General features: G+C 63.0%; 20 protein-coding genes. 10 read left to right on the top strand and 10 right to left on the bottom strand.

Features of this window, described 5'->3' with window-relative positions; genetic code table 11:
* Window positions 1-42: 42 nt before the first annotated feature.
* The 4 genes from ACTORR_RS14865 to ACTORR_RS14850 form a co-directional block, all read right to left on the bottom strand.
* Window positions 43-897: an endonuclease/exonuclease/phosphatase family protein gene (locus tag ACTORR_RS14865; protein ID WP_054884360.1), complete on the bottom strand. Its 855-nt coding sequence runs from the start codon at window positions 895-897 to the stop codon at window positions 43-45.
* Window positions 898-909: 12 nt separating this feature from the next.
* A complete protein-coding gene (gene dsbA, locus ACTORR_RS14860; protein ID WP_054884361.1) occupies window positions 910-1,545 on the bottom strand; it encodes a thiol:disulfide interchange protein DsbA in 636 nt (211 codons plus the stop codon).
* Window positions 1,546-1,698: 153 nt separating this feature from the next.
* The gene (locus ACTORR_RS14855) at window positions 1,699-2,316 is read right to left on the bottom strand and encodes a c-type cytochrome (protein ID WP_054884362.1); all 618 of its coding nucleotides are present in this window, start codon (window positions 2,314-2,316) and stop codon (window positions 1,699-1,701) included.
* Window positions 2,317-2,347: 31 nt separating this feature from the next.
* Window positions 2,348-2,623 carry a c-type cytochrome gene (locus tag ACTORR_RS14850; RefSeq protein WP_054884363.1) on the bottom strand — a complete coding sequence of 92 codons (276 nt, stop codon included), beginning with the start codon at window positions 2,621-2,623 and terminating at the stop codon, window positions 2,348-2,350.
* 220 nt (window positions 2,624-2,843) lie between these two features.
* Between ACTORR_RS14850 and yihA the strand changes: the two genes are divergently transcribed.
* Window positions 2,844-3,476, top strand: coding sequence for a ribosome biogenesis GTP-binding protein YihA/YsxC (gene yihA / locus ACTORR_RS14845; protein WP_054884364.1), 633 nt, complete (start codon window positions 2,844-2,846; stop codon window positions 3,474-3,476).
* 415 nt (window positions 3,477-3,891) lie between these two features.
* Here yihA and polA read toward each other — a convergent pair whose 3' ends face one another.
* On the bottom strand, window positions 3,892-6,639 hold the full coding sequence (gene polA / locus ACTORR_RS14840) for a DNA polymerase I (RefSeq protein WP_441343695.1): 2,748 nt from the start codon (window positions 6,637-6,639) through the stop codon (window positions 3,892-3,894).
* A 74-nt stretch (window positions 6,640-6,713) separates the two neighbouring features.
* Here polA and ACTORR_RS14835 point away from each other — a divergent pair, with 74 nt between their 5' ends.
* Both ACTORR_RS14835 and ACTORR_RS14830 read left to right on the top strand, forming a co-directional pair.
* Window positions 6,714-7,001 carry a DUF2782 domain-containing protein gene (locus ACTORR_RS14835; RefSeq protein ID WP_027917186.1) on the top strand — a complete coding sequence of 96 codons (288 nt, stop codon included), beginning with the start codon at window positions 6,714-6,716 and terminating at the stop codon, window positions 6,999-7,001.
* A gap of 71 nt (window positions 7,002-7,072) precedes the next feature.
* Window positions 7,073-8,023: a homoserine kinase gene (locus ACTORR_RS14830; protein ID WP_054884366.1), complete on the top strand. Its 951-nt coding sequence runs from the start codon at window positions 7,073-7,075 to the stop codon at window positions 8,021-8,023.
* Window positions 8,024-8,134: 111 nt separating this feature from the next.
* On the opposite strand, the gene ACTORR_RS14825 is transcribed toward ACTORR_RS14830, so the two are convergent.
* Window positions 8,135-9,091: a zinc ABC transporter substrate-binding protein gene (locus ACTORR_RS14825; protein ID WP_082433464.1), complete on the bottom strand. Its 957-nt coding sequence runs from the start codon at window positions 9,089-9,091 to the stop codon at window positions 8,135-8,137.
* Between the two features lie 18 nt (window positions 9,092-9,109).
* On the opposite strand from ACTORR_RS14825, the gene zur reads away from it, so the two are divergent.
* The 4 genes from zur (at window position 9,110) to ACTORR_RS14805 (ending at window position 11,975) form a co-directional block, all read left to right on the top strand.
* On the top strand, window positions 9,110-9,595 hold the full coding sequence (gene zur, locus ACTORR_RS14820; protein ID WP_054884368.1) for a zinc uptake transcriptional repressor Zur: 486 nt from the start codon (window positions 9,110-9,112) through the stop codon (window positions 9,593-9,595).
* On the top strand, window positions 9,592-10,365 hold the full coding sequence (znuC, locus tag ACTORR_RS14815) for a zinc ABC transporter ATP-binding protein ZnuC (protein WP_054884369.1): 774 nt from the start codon (window positions 9,592-9,594) through the stop codon (window positions 10,363-10,365). Before zur ends, znuC begins: the two co-directional genes overlap by 4 nt.
* Complete coding sequence (gene znuB, locus ACTORR_RS14810; protein WP_054884370.1) at window positions 10,358-11,140, top strand: zinc ABC transporter permease subunit ZnuB; 783 nt, start codon at window positions 10,358-10,360, stop codon at window positions 11,138-11,140. The genes znuC and znuB overlap by 8 nt, the downstream gene beginning before the upstream one ends.
* Before the next feature lie 127 nt (window positions 11,141-11,267).
* A complete protein-coding gene (locus ACTORR_RS14805) occupies window positions 11,268-11,975 on the top strand; it encodes a PA5502 family lipoprotein (protein ID WP_262109569.1) in 708 nt (235 codons plus the stop codon).
* A 48-nt stretch (window positions 11,976-12,023) separates the two neighbouring features.
* Here ACTORR_RS14805 and katE read toward each other — a convergent pair whose 3' ends face one another.
* On the bottom strand, window positions 12,024-14,153 hold the full coding sequence (gene katE / locus ACTORR_RS14800; RefSeq protein ID WP_313364426.1) for a catalase HPII: 2,130 nt from the start codon (window positions 14,151-14,153) through the stop codon (window positions 12,024-12,026).
* A gap of 224 nt (window positions 14,154-14,377) precedes the next feature.
* Between katE and ACTORR_RS14795 the strand changes: the two genes are divergently transcribed.
* From ACTORR_RS14795 to ACTORR_RS14785, 3 genes are all read left to right on the top strand, one after another.
* Window positions 14,378-15,385, top strand: coding sequence for a methionine ABC transporter ATP-binding protein (locus ACTORR_RS14795; RefSeq protein WP_313364425.1), 1,008 nt, complete (start codon window positions 14,378-14,380; stop codon window positions 15,383-15,385).
* A complete protein-coding gene (locus ACTORR_RS14790) occupies window positions 15,385-16,056 on the top strand; it encodes a methionine ABC transporter permease (RefSeq protein ID WP_054884374.1) in 672 nt (223 codons plus the stop codon). Before ACTORR_RS14795 ends, ACTORR_RS14790 begins: the two co-directional genes overlap by 1 nt.
* A 64-nt stretch (window positions 16,057-16,120) precedes the next feature.
* The gene (locus ACTORR_RS14785) at window positions 16,121-16,894 is read left to right on the top strand and encodes a MetQ/NlpA family ABC transporter substrate-binding protein (protein ID WP_054884375.1); all 774 of its coding nucleotides are present in this window, start codon (window positions 16,121-16,123) and stop codon (window positions 16,892-16,894) included.
* A gap of 129 nt (window positions 16,895-17,023) precedes the next feature.
* On the opposite strand, the gene ACTORR_RS14780 is transcribed toward ACTORR_RS14785, so the two are convergent.
* Genes ACTORR_RS14780 through ACTORR_RS14770 form a run of 3 tightly spaced genes read right to left on the bottom strand, consistent with a single transcriptional unit; the run spans window position 17,024 to window position 19,610 of the window.
* Entirely contained in the window at window positions 17,024-17,656 is a 633-nt protein-coding gene (locus ACTORR_RS14780) for an SCO family protein (RefSeq protein ID WP_054884376.1), read from the bottom strand.
* Window positions 17,653-18,546 carry a heme o synthase gene (cyoE, locus tag ACTORR_RS14775; RefSeq protein WP_054884377.1) on the bottom strand — a complete coding sequence of 298 codons (894 nt, stop codon included), beginning with the start codon at window positions 18,544-18,546 and terminating at the stop codon, window positions 17,653-17,655. The genes ACTORR_RS14780 and cyoE overlap by 4 nt, the downstream gene beginning before the upstream one ends.
* On the bottom strand, window positions 18,531-19,610 hold the full coding sequence (locus ACTORR_RS14770) for a COX15/CtaA family protein (protein ID WP_099815265.1): 1,080 nt from the start codon (window positions 19,608-19,610) through the stop codon (window positions 18,531-18,533). The genes cyoE and ACTORR_RS14770 overlap by 16 nt, the downstream gene beginning before the upstream one ends.
* Between the last annotated feature and the right edge of the window lie 2 nt (window positions 19,611-19,612).

Raw genomic sequence — 19,612 nt, 5'->3', positions numbered from 1 at the left:
GCGCCCGGCAAACACTTGAGGGCTTGCCGCGCTTTTGCTGATCTAGCTCAAGACCGGCAGCGTATCCACAGTCAGTGCATCAGGCAATCGGATCTCTACCGCAACGGGAAGGTGATCGGAAATCGGCTGCGCCAGCACCTCGACCCGCTCCAAGGTCAGGCTCGAACTGAGCAGTATGTGGTCCAGGCAGCGCTGCGGACGCCAGCTGGGAAAAGTGGCTTCGACCTGGGGTGCAATCAGGCCCAGATCGCGCAGGGGCGAATGCTCGAGCAGGTCGGTGGCGTGGGTATTCATGTCCCCCATCAGCACCTGGTGGCGGTAACCGCCAATCAGCTCACGGATGTAGCCCAATTGCAGGGCGCGAGTCTTGGCGCCCAGGGCCAGGTGCATCATGACCACGATCAGCGCATCCTCACCCTCGCCAAAACGCACCAGGATCGCACCACGACCGGCCGGGCCGGGCAGCGGGTGATCTTCGAGGCGTTGCGGCTTGAGGCGGCTGAGCACGCCATTGCTGTGCTGGGCAAAACGCCCGAGGTTGCGGTTGAGCTGCTGGTACCAGTAAGGGAAGGAACCTAGCTGGGCCAGATGCTCCACCTGGTTGACGTAGCCTGAGCGCAGGCTACCGCCATCGGCTTCCTGCAGGGCCACCAGGTCGAAGTCGCTGAGCAACTGACCGATTTTCTGCAGGTTGCCGGCCCGCCCGGTATGCGGCAGCAGGTGCTGCCAGCTGCGGGTCAGGTAGTGCCGGTAGCGCTCGGTGCTGATACCGACCTGGATGTTGAAGCTGAGCAGCCGCAGGCGACCATCCTCGGGCAGGCCCGGGGCCTGCAGGTGATGCTCGTTGACCTGCGGCTGGTGCAGGCCAATGCCACGCGCGGTCCTGAAGCGGCGCATGGGGTTCGCCGCTTACTTAGCGGCGCGCTCCTTGGCGATCAGTTGGTCAGCAACATTCAGCACGCCTTCCGGCCCGCCAGCGGTACCCAGGTCGAAGCGGTACTTACCGTTGACCACCATGCTCGGTACGCCGGTAATCTCGTACTTCTTCGCCAGTTCCTTGGCCTGGTTGACCTGGCCCTTGATGGCGAACGAGTTGAAGGTGGCGAGGAACTTGTCCTTGTCCACGCCTTGGGTGGCGAGGAAGTCGGCCATGTCGTTCGGGTCGGTCAGGCGCTTGCGCTGGTTCTGGATGGCGTCGAAGACGGCTGCATGAACCTTGTGCTCGACGCCCATGGCTTCGAGGGTCAGGAACATCTGGCCGTGGGCGTCCCACGGGCCGCCGAACATGGCCGGTACGCGCTTGAAGTTGACGTCCTTGGGCAGCTTCTCGACCCATGGGTTGATGGTTGGCTCGAAGTGGTAGCAGTGAGGGCAGCCATACCAGAACAGCTCGACCACTTCGATCTTGCCTGGCTGGGATACCGGAACAGGGTTGCTCAGCTCGATGTATTCCTTGCCGGCAGTGGCAGGCTCTGCGGCCTGGACGGCAGTCATACCGAAGACGCTGGCAGCGACCAGCGCGGCGCTGAGAATCAGTTTACGCATGCTTTACTCCTGAGCATTCATTGGTCGCCTCGACGCGACCTGTGCTGTGACCGGTGGCGAAGGGCCCGAGTTCTGTAGTGTAACGGCTGCGGACAGAAAAAAGGGCGGTCCGCGCCGCCCTTTCATCTTTAGCGTTACAGCATTAACCGAATGTTAATGCAGGCCCTGGATGTAGCTGGCCAAGGCTTCGATCTCATGATTGCTCAGCTTGCCAGCGATGGTGCGCATGGTCATCGCGTCGCCGTCGTTGGTGCGGTTGCCTTCACGGAAGTCGGTGAGCTGCTTGGCCACGTACTGCGAATGCTGGCCGCCCAGGTGCGGGAAGCCGGCGAGGGCGATTCCTGCGCCGTTCGGCGAGTGGCAACCGGTACAGGCAGGCATGCCTTTCTCAAGATTGCCGCCATTGAACAGCGCGCGCCCACGTTCGACCAGCGCGGGATCGGCGGCACCGACGCTGCCCTTCTGGCTGGAGAACCAGGCAGCGATGTCGGCCAGGTCCTGGTCACTGAAGTTGGCCAGCATGCCGGTCATTTCCAGCACGGTACGCTTGCCCGACTTGATGTCGTGCAGTTGTTTTTCCAGATAGCGCTGGCCCTGGCCAGCCAGTTTCGGGAAGTTCGGCGCCAGGCTGTTGCCGTCAGGGTTGTGGCAGGCACCACAGACGGCTGTCTTGGCCTGGCCGGCGGCGGCATCGCCTTTGATGGGTTCCGCAGCAGTGGCCGCACCTGCCACACCCAGGGTCAACAGCAGACTCACGACTAGTTTGTTCATCAGCTAATCCAACACGGCTAAGGGTGAAATGTTATGTATCGGGACTGCCGCTCATCCAAAGGATGACCAAACGGTAGTCCTCGGCACTGCAGTCCATGCACAATCCACGCGGCGGCATAGCCTTGAAACCCTGGGTAACATGCACCACCAGTTGCTCCATGCCTTGCGCCAGCCTTGGCTCCCAAGCTGCCGGGTCACCCTTCCTGGGTGCCTGTGGCAACTGCCCGGCGTGACAGGCCGCACACGTGCGGTTGTACAACGCCTCGGGATCCTGTGTAGCCTGTGCGCTGAAAAACGGCAGGAACATACCGACAGCTAGCAGCCATTTCGCCGAGCGAAACGACCTGACAGGGTTGGGGGACGCGCTGCGTTCTGATGCGCGAGCTATTGTTCGACACCCCATGCCCATTCCCCTTCGCTGGGAGAATGAGCACACAAAAACTGGGGCATTATATACTTCCGCCATCCAAACGGAAACGACACCGCTTGCCGGCCTAGGCTTTGGCAACACCCACATCGGATATCCCATGCAAGTCAAGAACCCCATCCTCGGCCTCTGCCAGAAAGCCAAATTCGCCCTCAGCGCTGCCAAGGTCGAACAATGCCCGGACGACCAGGGTTACGAGGTGGCTTTCGCCGGCCGTTCCAACGCCGGCAAATCCAGCGCCCTCAATACCCTGACTCATGCCAGCCTGGCGCGTACCTCGAAGACTCCAGGGCGCACCCAGCTGTTGAATTTCTTCAGTCTGGACGATGAACGGCGTTTGGTCGACCTGCCGGGCTACGGATATGCAAAAGTCCCGATTCCGCTCAAGCAGCACTGGCAAAAGCACCTGGAGGCCTATTTGGGCAGCCGTGATTGCCTGAAGGGCATCATCTTGATGATGGATGTGCGTCACCCGATGACCGACTTCGACAAGATGATGCTCGACTGGGCCAGAGCCAGCGGCATGCCGATGCATATCCTGCTGACCAAAGCCGACAAACTCACCCACGGCGCAGGCAAGAACACCTTGCTCAAGGTGCAGTCGGAAATCCGCAAAGGCTGGGGCGACACGGCCACCATCCAGCTGTTCTCGGCGCCCAAGCGCCTGGGCCTGGAGGAGGCTTACCGGGTGCTGGCCGACTGGATGGAACTGGAAGACAAGCCAGCTGTTTGATGGCAGTTCACTGATCCTGTGGGAGCGGGCGAGCCCGCGAACCTGGGCGAAGCCCAGGCCAGACAGCGCGCTGGATTTTTCGCGGGCACGCCCGCTCCCACAGTGTTATCCGCCAGCTGCAAGTCAAATTCCGGGCAAAAAAAACCCCGGACTTCGTATGGGGAGGGGGAAGTTCGGGGTTCAAGTCTGGACCGCTAGGGCGGGGTCCAGGTATCTGCCAACACTTAACACAACATAGGAGCATCGAAAGGCTTCACCAGCCATTCAGTTACTCTGAGTTCCGCTTCACTGGTTTAGTTCCGGAGCGCTCAAAACTATTTGCGATAGTTTCATGAAACTGCCGACCTAATGGCATCGAGCCATGCCAGGATCCGCGTCGCTACGTCGCAGATCCTACACACCTTTCCCAACTCAATCAGTGAGCTTCGTCCCAATTCGAACCAACACCTGCCTCGACCACCAGCGGGACATCCAGCTGCGCGGCACTGCTCATGTGCGTGCGAATTTCATCCTTCACCTGCTCGACCAGGTCCTCACGCACCTCCAGCACCAGTTCGTCGTGCACCTGCAGGATCACCCGTGCGTCCAGGCCGCTCTCGCTCAGCCAGTTGTCGACGTTGACCATCGCACGCTTGATGATGTCGGCGGCAGTGCCCTGCATCGGCGCGTTGATCGCCGTGCGCTCGGCGCCCTTGCGCAGGGCCGGGTTCTTGGCGTTGATGTCTGGGAGGTACAGGCGTCGGCCAAACAGGGTTTCAACGAAACCTTGTTCTGCGGCCTGGGCGCGGGTGCGCTCCATGTAGGCCAGCACGCCCGGGTAGCGGGCGAAGTAGCGGTCGATATAGTCCTGCGACTGCTTGCGGTCGACACCAATCTGCTTGGCCAGGCCAAACGCGCTCATGCCGTAGATCAAGCCGAAGTTGATGGCCTTGGCACTGTGCCGCTGGTCGGTGGTGACGTCTTCCAGCGCCACGCCGAACACTTCCGCCGCCGTTGCGCGGTGCACGTCCAGATCGTTGCGGAAGGCATGCAGCAAGCCTTCGTCCTTGGCCAGGTGAGCCATGATGCGCAGTTCGATCTGCGAATAGTCCGCCGCCAGCAGCTTGTAGCCGGGGCTGGCAACGAAGGCCTGACGAATGCGCCGGCCCTCGGCGGTGCGGATCGGGATGTTCTGCAGGTTCGGGTCGCTGGATGACAAGCGTCCGGTGGCGGCAACGGCCTGCTGGTAGGAGGTGTGGATACGCCCGGTGCGCGGGTTGATCTGCCCCGGCAGCTTGTCGGTATAGGTGCTCTTGAGCTTGCTCAGGCTGCGGTACTGCATCAGCACTTCAGGCAGCGGGTAGCCTTGTTCGGCCAGTTCATCGAGCACCGCTTCGGCGGTGGAGGGCTGGCCCTTGGCGGTCTTGCTCAGTACCGGCATGCCCAGTTTGTCGTAGAGGATCGCGCCCAGCTGCTTGGGCGAGCCAAGGTTGAATTCCTCGCCGGCCAGGGCGTAGGCGCGCTGCTCCAGCTCAGCCATCTTCACGCCCAGCTCGCCGCTCTGAACCTGCAACAGCGCGGCATCGACCAGCGCGCCCTGGCGCTCGATCTTGGCCAGCACCGGCACCAGCGGCATCTCGATGTCCATCAGCACCGGCTGCACGCTCGGCGTCTGCGCCAGGCGCGCCTGCAGTGCATGGTGCAGGCGCAGGGTGATATCGGCATCTTCGGCCGCGTAGGGGCCGGCCTTGTCCAGGTTGATCTGGTTGAAAGTCAGTTGCTTGGCGCCTTTGCCGGCGATGTCTTCGAAGGCAATGGTGGTGTGGTCGAGATACTTCAGTGCCAGGCTGTCCATGTCATGGCGGGTGGCGGTGGAGTTGAGCACGTATGACTCGAGCATGGTGTCGTAGGCCACACCGCGCATCTCGATGGCTGGCGAGCTGTTGGCGAGGATGTTGATGTCGTACTTCGCGTTCTGCCCGACCTTGGCCTTGGCCGGGTCTTCCAGCAGGGGTTTCAACGCCAGCAGCACAGCCTCGCGGTCCAGCTGGGCCGGAGCGCCTTCATAGTCATGGGCCAGCGGCACATAGGCCGCTTCATGAGGCTCGACCGCGAACGACACACCAACCAGCTGGGCCTGCTGGGCGTCCAGGCTGGTGGTTTCGGTATCGAAGGCGAACAACGGTGCCTGGCGCAGCTTCTCCAGCCAGACGTCGAAGCGCGCTTGATCGAGAATAGTCTCGTACTTGGGCTCGACCGTGGCAGCCGGCGCTTCGATCACGGCCACGGGTTCGCCGGTCCTGACCGCATCGCGCTGGACCTCGGCAATCCAGCTCTTGAACTCCATCTCGGTGTAGAGCGCCAGCAGGGCCTCGCGGTCAGGCTCGCCACAGACCAGCGCCTCGACCTCCACCTCCAGCGGCACATCGCACTTGATGGTGGCCAGCTCATAGGACAGGAATGCCGCGTCGCGATGCTCCTCGAGCTTGGCGGGCAAGGTCTTGGCGCCGCGGATGGCCAGCGTCGGGACCTTGTCGAGGTTGGCATACAGGTCGCTGAGGCCACCGCCGATACCGGTCAACAGGCCGACGGCGGTCTTTTCACCCACGCCTGGCACGCCAGGGATGTTGTCGACCTTGTCACCCATCAGGGCAAGAAAGTCGATGATGTGCTCCGGGCCAACGCCGAACTTTTCGTGCACGCCGGCCACGTCAAGCACACTGCCGGTCATGGTGTTGACCAGGGTCACGTGGCCGTCCACCAGTTGCGCCATGTCCTTGTCGCCGGTCGAGATGATGACCGGGCGGCCTTGGGTCGCGCTGCTGCGGGCGAGTGTGCCGATCACGTCATCGGCCTCGACGCCTTCGACGCACAGCAAGGGGTAGCCCAGTGCCCGGACGCTGGCGTGCAGCGGCTCGACCTGCACCCGCAGGTCGTCGGGCATGCTCGGGCGGTTGGCCTTGTACTCGGCGAACATGGCATCGCGGAAGGTCCCACCTTTGGCGTCGAAAACCACGGCGAACAGGCTGTCAGGGTATTGCTTGCGCAGGCTCTTGAGCATGTTAAGCACACCCTTGACCGCGCCGGTCGGCATGCCCTTGGACGTGGTCAGCGGCGGCAGCGCATGGAAGGCGCGGTAGAGGTAGGAGGAACCGTCCACCAGGACGAGGGGCGCTTGGCTCATGAGCAGAATCAACCTTTTCGGCGGGTCCGGAGCTAGAATAGCCGGATCAATGACGACAAAGGGACTAGGTTATCATGCGTACACTCAATCGCCTGTTACTGCTCGGCCTGTTGGCAACCATGCCGGTCGTCACCCTGGCGGCGGAAGACGCCCCCTCGGCCGATCCCGAGGTGACCATTCGCACGGAAGGCGATAAAACCATCCAGGAATACCGGCAAAACGGCTTCCTGTATGCAATCAAGATCACGCCGAAAAACGGCAAACCGTATTTCCTGGTACGCGCCGATGGCACCGATGCCAATTTCATTCGTTCCGACCAGCCGGACATGCTGATCCCGTCCTGGAAGATCTTCGAGTGGTAATCTGACGCGCGCACCGTTCACATCAACCCGGCACTTCCCGGCGGAAGTGCCCGTATGGGCTTTTTTTCATCATGTCAGTCTTCACCCCCGTGACCCGGCCTGAGCTGGAAACCTTTCTGGCACCGTACGCGCTGGGCCGTCTGCTCGACTTCCAGGGCATTGCCGCCGGTACCGAGAACAGCAACTTCTTCGTCAGCCTCGAACAGGGTGAGTTCGTCCTGACGCTGGTCGAGCGCGGCCCGGTCGAGGACATGCCGTTCTTCATTGAACTGCTGGACGTGCTGCACGGTGCCGACATGCCGGTGCCCTACGCCCTGCGTGACCATGACGGCAATGCCCTGCGTGAACTGTGCGGCAAGCCGGCCTTGCTGCAACCGCGGCTTTCGGGCAAACACATCAAGGCACCGAACGCCCAGCACTGCGCCCAGGTGGGTGAATTGCTCGCGCACATTCACCTGGCCACCCGCGAACGCATCATCGAGCGCCGCACCGACCGCGGCCTGGACTGGATGCTGGCGTCCGGTGCCGAGCTGCTGCCGCGCCTGAGCGCCGAACAGGCGGCACTGTTGCAGCCTGCACTGGATGAGATCACCGCGCACAAGGCGCAGATCCTGGCCTTGCCACGGGCCAACCTGCATGCTGACCTGTTCCGCGACAACGTGATGTTCGAAGGCACCCACCTGACCGGTGTGATCGACTTCTACAACGCCTGTTCCGGGCCGATGCTGTATGACATCGCCATCACCGTGAACGACTGGTGCCTGGATGAACACGGGGCAATCGATGTGCCGCGCGCCCAGGCACTGCTGGCGGCCTATGCGACGTTGCGGCCGTTTACCGCTGCCGAAGCCGAACTGTGGCCAGAAATGTTGCGGGTAGGCTGCGTGCGCTTCTGGCTGTCGCGCCTGATTGCGGCGGAATCGTTTGCCGGGATGGATGTGATGATCCACGACCCGAGCGAGTTCGAGGTGCGCCTGGCACAGCGCCAGCAAGTGGCTTTGCACCTGCCGTTCGCCCTCTAGACCGCATCTGCTTCTTCGCGGGTAAACCCGCTCCCACAGGTTTGGTGCCAGGCTTGAAACCTGTGCCGTCTCTGTGGGAGCGGGCGTGCCCGCGAAGAGGCCATAACAGGCTTACAACTGTTCCAGACACCCAGCCAGGTCTGCGCCCAGCTTTTCGAGCAGTCGCTCGTAGCCCTGGGCATCAACCGGGTCATTGCCACCCAATGCATCCAGCTCCGCCAGGCGCACCGGCAGCCCAGCAGTCAACGTCTCGGCCAGACGCGGCCGCAGCGGTGGCTCACTGAACACACAGGTCTTGCCCACTTGTTGCAAGCGCTTGCGCATCGCGGCTACATGCTGCGCCCCGGGCTGCACCTCCGACGCCACACTGAACACCCCGGTGTGCTGCAGGCCGTAAGCGGACTCGAAGTAGTCGAACGCTTCGTGGAACACGAAATAGGGCTTGCTGGCGATCCCGGCTACTCGCGCCTTGATCCGCGCATCCAGTGCATCCAGGCGCTCGTTGAAGGCTTTCAGGTTGCTCTGGTAGCGCGCCGCATTGGCCGGATCGGCCGCAGCCAGGTCAGCCGCCATCTTCGCCGCGATCACCCGGGCGTTGACTGAAGAGAGCCACAGGTGCGCATCCAGGGTACCCGGGCGGTGATCGTGGTCGTGATCGTCCTGGTCCGCCTCTTCGTGGGAATGGCTGTCTTCGCCAAAGTGGCGCAGCTTCATGCCTGCAAGCGACTGCACGGCCACTGCCGGCTTGCTGCGGCTACCCAGCACCCGCGGCAGGAAGTTCTCCATGTCAGGCCCGATCCAGTACAGCAGGTCGGCGTCGCCCACCTTGCGCACGTCAGACGGGCGCAAGGCGTAGTGGTGCGGCGAAGCGCCCGGCGGCAGCAGCACGTCCGGGGAGCCCAGACCATCCTGCACGGCGGCGGCGATCTGCTGCAGGGGTTTGATACTGGTCAGCACTCGCACGTCGGCTTGCGCCGAACAGGCGATGAAAGCGACAAAAAGCACAAGGAATCGGGACACGATGAATACTCGACTCGTCAGAAACAGGTAACATAATAACGTCTCCATCCAGAACCGTCGCTGCCCATGTCCATCACGCCGCTGGCTCACCGTCCTCACGATCATTCCCATTGCGTGCACAGCGCCTTGTCCGAAGCCGATGCCTTGTGCACCCGCCAAGGCCTGCGCCTGACCGCACTGCGTCGGCGTGTGCTTGAGCTGGTGTGGCAGAGCCACAAGCCGCTGGGCGCCTACGACATCCTCGCCGTGCTCAGCGAACAGGACGGCCGCCGCGCCGCACCACCCACCGTGTACCGCGCGCTGGACTTTTTGCTGGAAAATGGCCTGGTACACCGCATCGCCTCGCTCAACGCCTTCATCGGCTGCAGCCACCCGGAGCATGCTCACCAGGGCCAGTTCCTGATCTGCCGTGCGTGCCACGTGGCCATCGAGCTGGAGCAGGACAGCATCAGCGACGCCATCATCCACAGCGCGAAGGCCGTGGGCTTCAGCGTCGAAACCCAGACGGTGGAAATCGTCGGCTTGTGCGCCAACTGCCGGAGCGCAGCATGAGCGACGCCCTGATCCGCCTCGAGCAGGTCGGTGTCAGCTTTGCCGGCGAGGCCGTGCTCGACAGCATCGACCTCTCGGTGGCGCCCGGCCAGATCGTCACCCTGATCGGCCCTAACGGCGCCGGCAAGACCACCCTGGTGCGCGCCGTCCTCGGCCTGCTCAAGCCGCACCGTGGCAAGGTCTGGCGCAAGCCGAAACTGCGCATTGGCTACATGCCGCAAAAGATCCAGGTAGACGCCACGCTGCCGCTGTCGGTGCTGCGTTTCTTGCGCCTGGTGCCTGGGGTTGACCGTGCGGCTGCCTTGTCGGCCCTGCAGGAAGTGGGCGCCGAGCACGTCATCGACAGCCCGATCCAGACGATTTCCGGCGGTGAGATGCAGCGCGTGCTGCTGGCCCGGGCGCTGCTGCGCGAGCCGCAACTGCTGGTGCTCGATGAGCCCGTGCAGGGGGTGGACGTGGTCGGCCAGACCGAGTTGTACAACCTGATCACCCGCCTGCGCGACCGCCACGGCTGCGGCGTATTGATGGTCTCCCATGACCTGCACCTGGTCATGAGCGCCACCGACCAGGTGGTCTGCCTGAACCGCCACGTGTGCTGCTCGGGCCACCCCGAGCAGGTCAGCAACGATCCCGCCTTTGTCGAACTGTTCGGCCAGAACGCCCCGAGCCTGGCTGTCTACCACCACCATCACGACCACAGCCACGACCTGCACGGTTCGGTCGTCACCCCTGGCACCCATGTTCACGGAGAGCACTGCAAGCATGGCTGATTTTCTTCTTTACGCCTTGCTTGCGGGTCTTGCCCTGGCAGTGGTAGCGGGCCCGCTTGGCTCGTTCGTGGTGTGGCGGCGCATGGCCTACTTCGGCGACACCCTCTCCCATGCCGCGCTGCTGGGCGTGGCCATGGGCTTCGTGCTGGATATCAGTCCGGCCCTGGCGGTGACCGTGGGCTGCCTGTTGCTGGCGATCCTGCTGGTGACCCTGCAGCAACGCCAGCCGCTGGCCTCCGACACTCTGCTCGGCATCCTCGCCCCCAGCACCCTGTCGCTGGGCCTGGTGGTGCTGAGTTTCATGCACGACGTGCGCATCGACCTGATGGCCTACCTGTTCGGTGACCTGCTGGCCATCAGCACCACCGACCTCGCCTGGATCCTCGGCGGTAGCGCGTTGGTCCTGCTGCTGCTTGCCGCGCTGTGGCGGCCGTTGCTGGCGATCACTGTCCACGAAGAACTGGCCATGGTCGAAGGCCTGCCAGTGGCCGGCCTGCGCATGGCCCTGATGCTGCTGATCGCCGTGGTGATTGCCGTGGCGATGAAGATTGTCGGCGTACTGCTGATCACCTCGCTGCTGATCATTCCCGCCGCTGCGGCACAGCGTCACGCCCGCTCGCCAGAACAGATGGCGCTGGCCGCAACATTGATCGGCATTACCTCGGTGTGCGGTGGCCTGGCCATGTCCTGGTTCAAGGACACCCCGGCCGGGCCATCGATCGTGGTCTGCGCGGCGGTGCTATTCTTGCTGAGCCTGGCACTGCCAAAACGCTGAAAAACAGGGTGCACGCCGGTTCGCCCTGCAACCTTTTCGCGGGTAAAGGGTCTGTAAGAGTTATTTTCGAGCGTGCGCACCTGGGTGTAGACTTGCTCGCTTTTTGCGCAAATAGAGAGCCGCAGGAATGAAGCCGTTCGCATCCCGTTATCTGCTTGTCGCCGCGTTTTCCCTGTTGTTGGCCGCTTGCTCCAGCACACCGGTGGAGCAGGCCAACGCACCTGCCCAAGCCGATGCCTGGCAGCAGCTGCAACAGAGCATCACCAGCAACGAGCTGGCCACCGCCGAAGACCAGCTGGCTGCCCTGCAGGCGCAGTCACCGGATGACGCTCGCCTGGAGCAGAACCAGCGCCAGCTGGCCGAGGCCTACCTGAAACGCAGCCAGATCGTCCTGCAAAAGGGCGACGTCAATGCCGCTGCCACCGCACTGGCCCGCGCCAGGGCGCTGATGCCGCAGGCACCGGCCTTGACCGGTGGCGATGCCGTGGCCCAGGCCCGCAAGGCCGAGCTGGAGAAAGCCGAAGCCGCCTTGAAGGCTGCCGAGGCCAAGCCCCAGGCGCGGGTGATCGACCCGACGGCGCCGAGCACCGTGATCGCGCTGAAGACCACCGACATCAATGCGATGCGCCGCCAGCTCGACGAAATTGCCAAGGACGTGGTCAATTACCAGTGCGAAGTGGTGTTCCAGGTGCCGCGCACCCAAGATGCGCCCTGGCTCAAGAGTCTGCTTGAGAAGCGCGTTCACAAGATCGACAGCGCGTTCAAGCTGAAACAGAAGCATGAGATTCAGCGGTCGATGCCAGCGCAGGTGGTACTGGTCCCGCAGCAGCGCTAAACCTCCAGCACCCTGTCGCCGGCAAGGCGACAGGGCGCAAGGCAACCGCTAGGCCGGCACCGCCTCGGCAGCTGCTTCCCGCTCCCACACCCGATGCCCCTCAACCGCTTTTACAAAGGCATCCACGGCGCTCTGCTCATCCCCCAGCAGCAGCCCCCTGTCTTCCTTGAGCCCCAGGCTGTCCGCCAAGTCCTTGGTCAACACCATCGCCTTCAGATGCTTGTAGCCTTCCAGCAAGAAGTGCTTCGCCAGCCCGCTTGAAGCCAGGGCCTTGTCTACCCCCTTGGGCACGACAACACCGTCGAACATGATCGACGGCATCCCTTCCATCGATGCCCCCACAGCCAGTGCCTTGCCATCCGCCGCTTTCACGGGCGCCGAAGTCGGCCCCAGAAGCATTGGCCTGGCACTCTTGGCTTCCAGCGCCTTGACCAGCTTGTCGACGCTTGAGCCGTCCACGCCGTCGGCGACCAGCACCGCGATCTTGCGTCCCTTGATGCCGACCACACCTGGGTGGTTCATCTGGCTCAAGGCTGGCGACTTCGCCAGTTGGCTACCCTTGACCTGTACCGTACCGGCCTGGGGTGCCGGCAAGCCAAGGTTGGCAGCGACGGCGGCGGCCAGCTTGAGGTCGATGTTGGCCAGGATTTCATTCACCTGGCGCGCGCGAATGTGCTCACGCTCGACCTTGCCCAGCTCAAAGCTGTAGGCCTTGATGATGTGCTGTTGCTCGGTCGGGCTCATGCTCTGGAAGAACAGCCGCGCCTGGGAGAAGTGGTCGCCGAACGACTCGCTGCGCTGACGGATCTTGTGCGCGTCGATGCGCTCCTGATAGCTCTCGAAGCCTCCATCCTGAGGCGCTGGAGGCGTTTCTTTCGGCCAGCCGCCGTCGATCGAGTTGGGCTCATAGGAAGCCCGCCCTTTATGCACCACATGCTGATGCAGCGCATCGCGCTGATTGTTGTGGTTCGGCGCAATGGGCTGGTTGATCGGGATCTGGTGGAAATTGGGTCCGCCAAGACGGCTGAGCTGGGTATCGGTATAGGAAAACAGCCGGCCCTGCAGCAACGGGTCATTGGTGAAGTCGATCCCCGGCACGATGTGGCCCGGGCAGAAAGCAACCTGCTCCACCTCGGCAAAGAAGTTGTCCGGGTTGCGGTTGAGCACCATCTTGCCCAGCGGCGTGACCGGCACCAGCTCTTCGGGGATGATCTTGGTCGGGTCGAGCAGGTCGAAGTCGAACTTGTGTTCATCGGCCTCCGGCACGATCTGCACGCCCAGTTCCCATTCCGGATAATCGCCCGTCTCGATGGCTTCCCACAGGTCCCGGCGCTGGAAGTCGGTGTCTTTGCCTGCGAGTTTCTGAGCCTCGTCCCACAAGAGGGAGTGCACGCCCTGGCGTGGTTTCCAGTGGAACTTGACGAAACTCGCCACACCTTCGGCGTTGATCAGGCGGAAGGTATGCACGCCAAAGCCTTCCATCATCCGCAGGCTGCGCGGGATGGCGCGATCGGACATGGCCCAGATGACCATGTGGGCGGATTCGGGCACCAGCGAAACGAAGTCCCAGAAGGTGTCGTGGGCCGAGCCACCGGTGGGGATTTCGTTATGCGGCTCCGGCTTCACCGCGTGGACGAAGTCCGGGAACTTGATGGCGTCCTGGATGAAGAATACCGGCATGTTGTTACCCACCAGGTCGAAGTTGCCTTCATCCGTATAGAACTTCACGGCGAAACCGCGTACGTCGCGCACCGTGTCGCCGGAACCGCGTGGGCCTTGCACCGTGGAGAAACGCACGAACACCGGAGTGATTTTCTCAGGGTCCTGCAGGAAACCCGCCTTGGTCAGCTCGGCATGGTTGCCATAGCTCTGGAAATAGCCATGGGCGCCCGTGCCCCGGGCGTGCACGATACGCTCCGGAATGCGCTCGTGGTCGAAATGGGTGATCTTCTCGCGCATGATGAAGTCTTCAAGCAGCGAGGGGCCACGCGGCCCGGCCTTGAGCGTGTTCTGGTTATCGGCGATGCGCACGCCCTGGTTGGTGCGCAGTGCCTGGCCGGTCGCATCGCTGCGATGCTCTTCCAAGGCCTGCAACTTGCGGTTGGTATTGGCACGATCAGGGGTGTCGGTTCCGGCGAGCTGGCTGTGTTTGGGCGAATCCGGTTTCTTGCTAGGCATCACGGCTCTCCATATCGGTCATCAGGCGCGCCCTGTCGGGCTTGTGCAAGTAGTGACCGGAGGGCTTTGCCGAGCGTTCAATCAGAATTACCGGTTGTCGCGATATGCCCGAAGGATTGGTGCATTACGAAATAAATGCTAAGAACAGCGATGGGAAAAGGCTAAAATGCGCGACCCCAGCTAACCGCTGACCCAAATTCCATGCGCCCCACAAGGTTCGCTACGTGATCGAGTTCCAACAGGTACACAAGACCTACCGCGTCGCCGGTAGGGAAATCCCCGCACTGAATCCGACCAGCCTGACCATCGAAGACGGCCAGGTGTTCGGCCTGATCGGCCATTCCGGCGCCGGCAAGAGCACCATGCTGCGCCTGATCAACCGCCTCGAAGAGCCTTCCGGCGGCACGATCATCGTCGACGGCGAAGACGTTACCGCGTTCAACGCCAGCCAGCTGCGCGGCTTCCGCCGGCAGGTCGGGATGATTTTCCAGCACTTCAACTTGCTGGCGTCCAAGACAGTCGCCGACAACGTCGCGCTGCCGCTGACCCTGGCCGGCGAGCTGTCGCGCAGCGAGATCGACAAGCGTGTCACCGAGCTGCTGGCCCGTGTAGGCCTTGCGGACCACGCGAAGAAATACCCCGCCCAGCTGTCCGGCGGCCAGAAGCAGCGCGTTGGTATCGCCCGCGCCCTGTCGACCAACCCGAAGATCCTGCTGTGCGACGAAGCCACCAGCGCCCTCGACCCTCAGACTACCGCTTCGGTGCTGCAACTACTGGCCGAGATCAACCGTGAGCTGAAGCTGACCATCGTGCTGATCACCCACGAAATGGACGTGATTCGCCGGGTCTGCGACCGCGTGGCAGTGATGGACGCCGGCCAGATCGTCGAGCAAGGCCCGGTAGCCGAGGTGTTCCTGCACCCGCAGCACCCGACCACCAAGCGCTTTGTCCAGGAAGACGAACAGGTCGATGAGAACGAGCAACGCGACGACTTCGCCCACGTGCCGGGGCGCATCGTGCGCCTGACCTTCCAAGGCGACGCCACTTATGCGCCGCTGCTGGGCACCGTGGCCCGCGAGACCGGTGTGGACTACAGCATCCTTGCCGGGCGTATCGACCGCATCAAGGACATTCCCTATGGCCAGCTGACCTTAGCCCTGATGGGTGGCGACATGGAGGCGGCGTTCGCCCGCTTCACCGCAGCTGACGTACATATGGAGGTACTGCGTTGATGGATATCCTGAACTACTTCGCCAATGTCGACTGGGTCGAGATCTGGCAGGCGACCAACGACACTCTGGTCATGATGTTCACCTCGCTGCTGTTCATCGTGCTGCTGGGGCTGCCCCTGGGCGTGGTGCTGTTTCTGTTCAGCCCGCGGCAGATGTTCGAGCACACCAAGTTCTATGCGGTGCTGGCAACTCTCGTGAACATCGTTCGCTCGGTGCCCTTCATCATTCTGCTGATCGTGATGATCCCGCTGACGGTGCTGGTCACCGGCACCTCGCTGGGTGTCGCAGGCGCCATACCGCCGTTGGTGGTGGGGACCACGCCGTTCTTCGCGCGCCTGGTGGAAACCGCCCTGCGTGAAGTGGACCGCGGTATCATCGAGGCCACCCAGTCGATGGGCGCCACCACCCGCCAGATCATCTTCAAGGCCATGCTGCCAGAGGCCATGCCGGGCATCATCGCCGCCATCACCGTGACTGCCATCACCCTGGTTTCCTACACCGCCATGGCTGGCGTGGTCGGTGCCGGTGGCCTGGGCGACCTGTCGATCCGCTTCGGCTACCAACGCTTCCAGACCGACGTGATGATCGTAACCGTCGTGCTGCTGGTGATCCTGGTCCAGGCGCTACAAATGATCGGCGACAAACTGGTCGTGCATTTTTCCCGTAAGTAACCCCAATGGGGTCGGCACGGCCGACCCGTTCGGGGGCCGTCGCGGCCCTCACAAGGAGTGATTCATGAAGAAGCTGCTTGCTGTTGTCGCCGCGGTCGCGGCCTTCTCGGCCAACGCCGCGGAAACCCTCACCGTCGCCGCCACCCCGGTGCCACATGCCGAGATCCTCAACTTCGTCAAACCTCAGCTGGCGAAAGAGGGCGTGGAGCTGAAGGTCAAGGAATTCACCGACTACATCCAGCCAAACGTGCAGGTCGCCGAAAAGCGCCTGGACGCCAACTTCTTCCAGCACCAGCCGTACCTGGATGAGTTCAACAAGGCCAAGGGCACCCACCTGGTCAGCGTTGCCGGTGTGCACATCGAGCCGCTGGGCGTGTACTCGGCCAAAATCAAGAAGCTCGACGAGCTGTCCTCCGGCGCCACCGTGGTCATCCCCAACGATGCCACCAACGGCGGCCGCGCCCTGCTGCTGCTGGACAAGGCTGGGGTGATCAAGCTGAAGGACAACAGCAACATCCTGTCGACCGTGAAGGACGTTGCCGAAAACCCAAAAAGCGTAAAATTCCGTGAGCTGGAAGCGGCCACCATCCCGCGCGTGCTGACCCAGGTCGATATCGCCCTGATCAACACCAACTATGCGCTGGAAGCCAAGCTGAACCCGGAGAAAGACGCCCTGGCCATCGAAGGCAAGGACTCGCCGTACGTGAACATCCTGGTTGCCCGCCCGGACAACAAGGACTCGGACGCGATGAAGAAGCTGGCTGCTGCACTGCACTCGCCTGAGGTGAAGCAGTTCATCAACGAGAAGTACAAAGGCGCTGTCGTTCCGGCGTTCTGATCTCGCATCCTTGGGGCCGCTTTGCGGCCCTTTCGCGACACAAGGCCGCTCCCACAATGTACGGTGTACGCCGATCCATGTGGGAGCGGCCTTGTGTCGCGAAAGGCCTGCGCAGCAGGCCCAGCAATCTCAATCCCGCTTGACCAGGCCAGGCAACTGCGCCACCAGCTTCTGGTTGTTGAACGGCGCACGAATGAACCCACGCTGACGTCCATCCGGACCAACAACCGCCAGGTTGCCGCTGTGATCCACGGTATACCCCGGCTTGCTGGTATCGGCCGGGATGAACGGAATGCTCAAGGCATTGGCCAGTTTCTGGGTATCTTCGATCGACCCCGCCACGCCGACGAAATCCTTGTCGAAATAGCCCAGGTACTGCTTCAGCTGGTTCGGCGTATCGCGGTTCGGGTCCACGCTCACCAATACCACCTGCAGCCGGTCCACGGCCTCCTTGGGCAGCTCGCTCTTCACCTGGCGCAGCTGGGCCAGGGTGGTCGGGCAGATGTCCGGGCAGTAGGTGTAGCCGAAGAACAGCAGCGACCATTTGCCCTTCAGGTCGTCCAGCTGCACCGGCTGGCCATCCTGGTTGGTCATGGTCACGTCGGCCACCGCGCGGCTCTGCGGCAACAGAATGATGCCGGCGTCGATCAGCTCGGTCGGGTTGAGCTGGCCCCGTTCACTGAGCACCTTGTTGACGGTCAGGCCCATGATCAGGGCGACCAAGGCAACGAGGATGAAGACGGTTTTCTGGGTTCGGGTCATAGATTCAGCAACAGGTAGTGGTCAACGAGCAACGCGATGAACAGCGCGAACAGGTAGCCGATAGAGTACTTGAAGGTACCGATCGCCGCGTGCGGCCGGCTGCCACGGTACAACACCCAGGCCCAATGCAGGAAGCGCAGGCCCAACGCCAAGGCACAGGCCAGGTAAAGCGGCCCACTCATGTGGATGGCAAACGGCAGCAGGCTCACCGCCAGCAAAATCAGGCTGTACAGCAGGATATGCAGCTTGGTGTATCGCTCGCCGTGGGTGACCGGCAGCATCGGGATGTCGGCCTTGGCGTACTCTTCCTTGCGGTGAATGGCCAGCGCCCAGAAGTGCGGTGGCGTCCAGGCGAAGATGATCAGCACCAGCAGCAGCGGCTCGGCGCTGATATGGCCGCTCACTGCGACCCAGCCCAACAGCGGCGGCGCCGCACCGGCCAGGCCGCCAATGACGATATTCTGCGGTGTGGCACGCTTGAGAAAGCCGGTGTAGAGCACCGCATAGCCTAGCAGCGAAGCCAGGGTCAGCCAGGCGGCGAGGGCATTGGTGAACACCAGCAGCAGGGCCAGGCCGAGCAGGGCCAGGGCCAGGGCGAACAGCAACGCCGGCAACGGCTCGACCCGGCCCTGGGCCAGTGGGCGCTTGTGGGTCCGGGCCATCAGCGCGTCGATGCGCCGGTCCACCACGTGGTTGACCACTGCCGCGCTGCCCGCGCACAGGGCGATACCGAGGTTGCCGAACAGCAACACGCTCCAGCTGACCCCGGCGCGGGTCGCCAGGAACATGCCCGCCAGCGAAGTGATCAGCATCAGCACCACCACCTTGGGCTTGGTCAGCTCCAGGTAATCGCGCCAACTGGCACAACGTCCGCTCAGAAGCGTCGCCACGTATCGCTCCTCATGGGGTGGGTGAGGCTGACCCCGGCCGCAGGCCGCAGGCGCCAACCTTGTTTGACGCCGACGCGGACCTTGTCGACCACGCGGATGCGGTAGTTCACCAGCACCATGCTCAACAGCAGCAGCGCGCCGCCAGCGTTATGCGCGACGGCCACGGCCAGCGGCAGGTGGAACAGCACGTTGCTGATGCCCAGGCCGACCTGCAGCGCCAGCACCAGCAATATCCATCGGGCCAGGCCGGTCAGGCCACAACGGTACAGCTTCCAGCTGAGCACCAGCAGCACGCAGGTCACCAGCAGTGCACCCAGGCGGTGGCTGATGTGAATGGCCGTGCGCGCATCGCTGTCAAGTTGCCCGCCGAGGTAATTGGGGCCGACATGCTGGGTGAGGTGGAAACCGTTGCTGAAGTCCGCTGCCGGCCACCACTGGCCATGGCAAGTCGGCAGGTCAATGCAGGCGACCGCCGCGTAATTGGAGCTGACCCAGCCGCCCAGGGCGATCTGGCCAATCACCACCAGCAGGGCCAACGCGGCTATCCGTCGAAGACTGAGTGGCAATTTCGGCAAGGGCGCAAAGGCCCGAGATAGACGCAGCGATAGCAGGAACAGCAGGCTCAGGGTGGTAAAGCCGCCCAGCAGGTGCGCGGTGACCACTTGCGGCCACAACTTGAGGGTGACGGTCCACATGCCGAACGCCGCCTGCGCCAGCACCACGCCCAGCAACAACAATGGCAGGCGATGAGGCTGGCCATCGCGGGCATGCCGGCGCAGTGCTTGCAGGGCAAGCAGCGCGATCACCACGGCGAGCGTGCCGGCAAAGTAGCGATGGACCATCTCGGCCCAGCCCTTGGCCTCTTCCACGGGGTGGTCGGGAAAGTGCAGTTCGGCATGGGCCAGCTGCGCTTCACTGTTGGGCACGCTGATGAAGCCATAGCAGCCAGGCCAGTCGGGGCAGCCGAGGCCGGCGTGGGTCAGACGGGTGTAGGCACCGAGCAGCACGACCAGCAGTGCCAGCAGGGTGGCGAACACAGCGAGGCGGAATCCGGGTCTGGCCATGG

The sequence above is a fragment of the Pseudomonas sp. SAR267 genome (assembly GCF_052077595.1).
GTDB lineage: Bacteria > Pseudomonadota > Gammaproteobacteria > Pseudomonadales > Pseudomonadaceae > Aquipseudomonas > Aquipseudomonas vlassakiae.
The sequence above is the reverse complement of the archived record's forward strand: the minus strand, read 5'-3'. Positions and strand labels throughout refer to the sequence as shown.

Excerpts from the sequence above, each read along its gene's own strand:
- ACTORR_RS14865 (WP_054884360.1), bottom strand. The coding sequence starts at position 897 with ATGCGCCGCTTCAGGACCGCGCGTGGCATTGGCCTGCACCAGCCGCAG.
- dsbA (WP_054884361.1), bottom strand. The coding sequence starts at position 1,545 with ATGCGTAAACTGATTCTCAGCGCCGCGCTGGTCGCTGCCAGCGTCTTC.
- ACTORR_RS14855 (WP_054884362.1), bottom strand. The coding sequence starts at position 2,316 with ATGAACAAACTAGTCGTGAGTCTGCTGTTGACCCTGGGTGTGGCAGGT.
- ACTORR_RS14850 (WP_054884363.1), bottom strand. The coding sequence starts at position 2,623 with ATGTTCCTGCCGTTTTTCAGCGCACAGGCTACACAGGATCCCGAGGCG.
- yihA (WP_054884364.1), top strand. The coding sequence starts at position 2,844 with ATGCAAGTCAAGAACCCCATCCTCGGCCTCTGCCAGAAAGCCAAATTC.
- polA (WP_441343695.1), bottom strand. The coding sequence starts at position 6,639 with ATGAGCCAAGCGCCCCTCGTCCTGGTGGACGGTTCCTCCTACCTCTAC.
- ACTORR_RS14835 (WP_027917186.1), top strand. The coding sequence starts at position 6,714 with ATGCGTACACTCAATCGCCTGTTACTGCTCGGCCTGTTGGCAACCATG.
- ACTORR_RS14830 (WP_054884366.1), top strand. The coding sequence starts at position 7,073 with ATGTCAGTCTTCACCCCCGTGACCCGGCCTGAGCTGGAAACCTTTCTG.
- ACTORR_RS14825 (WP_082433464.1), bottom strand. The coding sequence starts at position 9,091 with ATGGAGACGTTATTATGTTACCTGTTTCTGACGAGTCGAGTATTCATC.
- zur (WP_054884368.1), top strand. The coding sequence starts at position 9,110 with ATGTCCATCACGCCGCTGGCTCACCGTCCTCACGATCATTCCCATTGC.
- znuC (WP_054884369.1), top strand. The coding sequence starts at position 9,592 with ATGAGCGACGCCCTGATCCGCCTCGAGCAGGTCGGTGTCAGCTTTGCC.
- znuB (WP_054884370.1), top strand. The coding sequence starts at position 10,358 with ATGGCTGATTTTCTTCTTTACGCCTTGCTTGCGGGTCTTGCCCTGGCA.
- ACTORR_RS14805 (WP_262109569.1), top strand. The coding sequence starts at position 11,268 with ATGAAGCCGTTCGCATCCCGTTATCTGCTTGTCGCCGCGTTTTCCCTG.
- katE (WP_313364426.1), bottom strand. The coding sequence starts at position 14,153 with ATGCCTAGCAAGAAACCGGATTCGCCCAAACACAGCCAGCTCGCCGGA.
- ACTORR_RS14790 (WP_054884374.1), top strand. The coding sequence starts at position 15,385 with ATGGATATCCTGAACTACTTCGCCAATGTCGACTGGGTCGAGATCTGG.
- ACTORR_RS14785 (WP_054884375.1), top strand. The coding sequence starts at position 16,121 with ATGAAGAAGCTGCTTGCTGTTGTCGCCGCGGTCGCGGCCTTCTCGGCC.
- ACTORR_RS14780 (WP_054884376.1), bottom strand. The coding sequence starts at position 17,656 with ATGACCCGAACCCAGAAAACCGTCTTCATCCTCGTTGCCTTGGTCGCC.
- ACTORR_RS14770 (WP_099815265.1), bottom strand. The coding sequence starts at position 19,610 with ATGGCCAGACCCGGATTCCGCCTCGCTGTGTTCGCCACCCTGCTGGCA.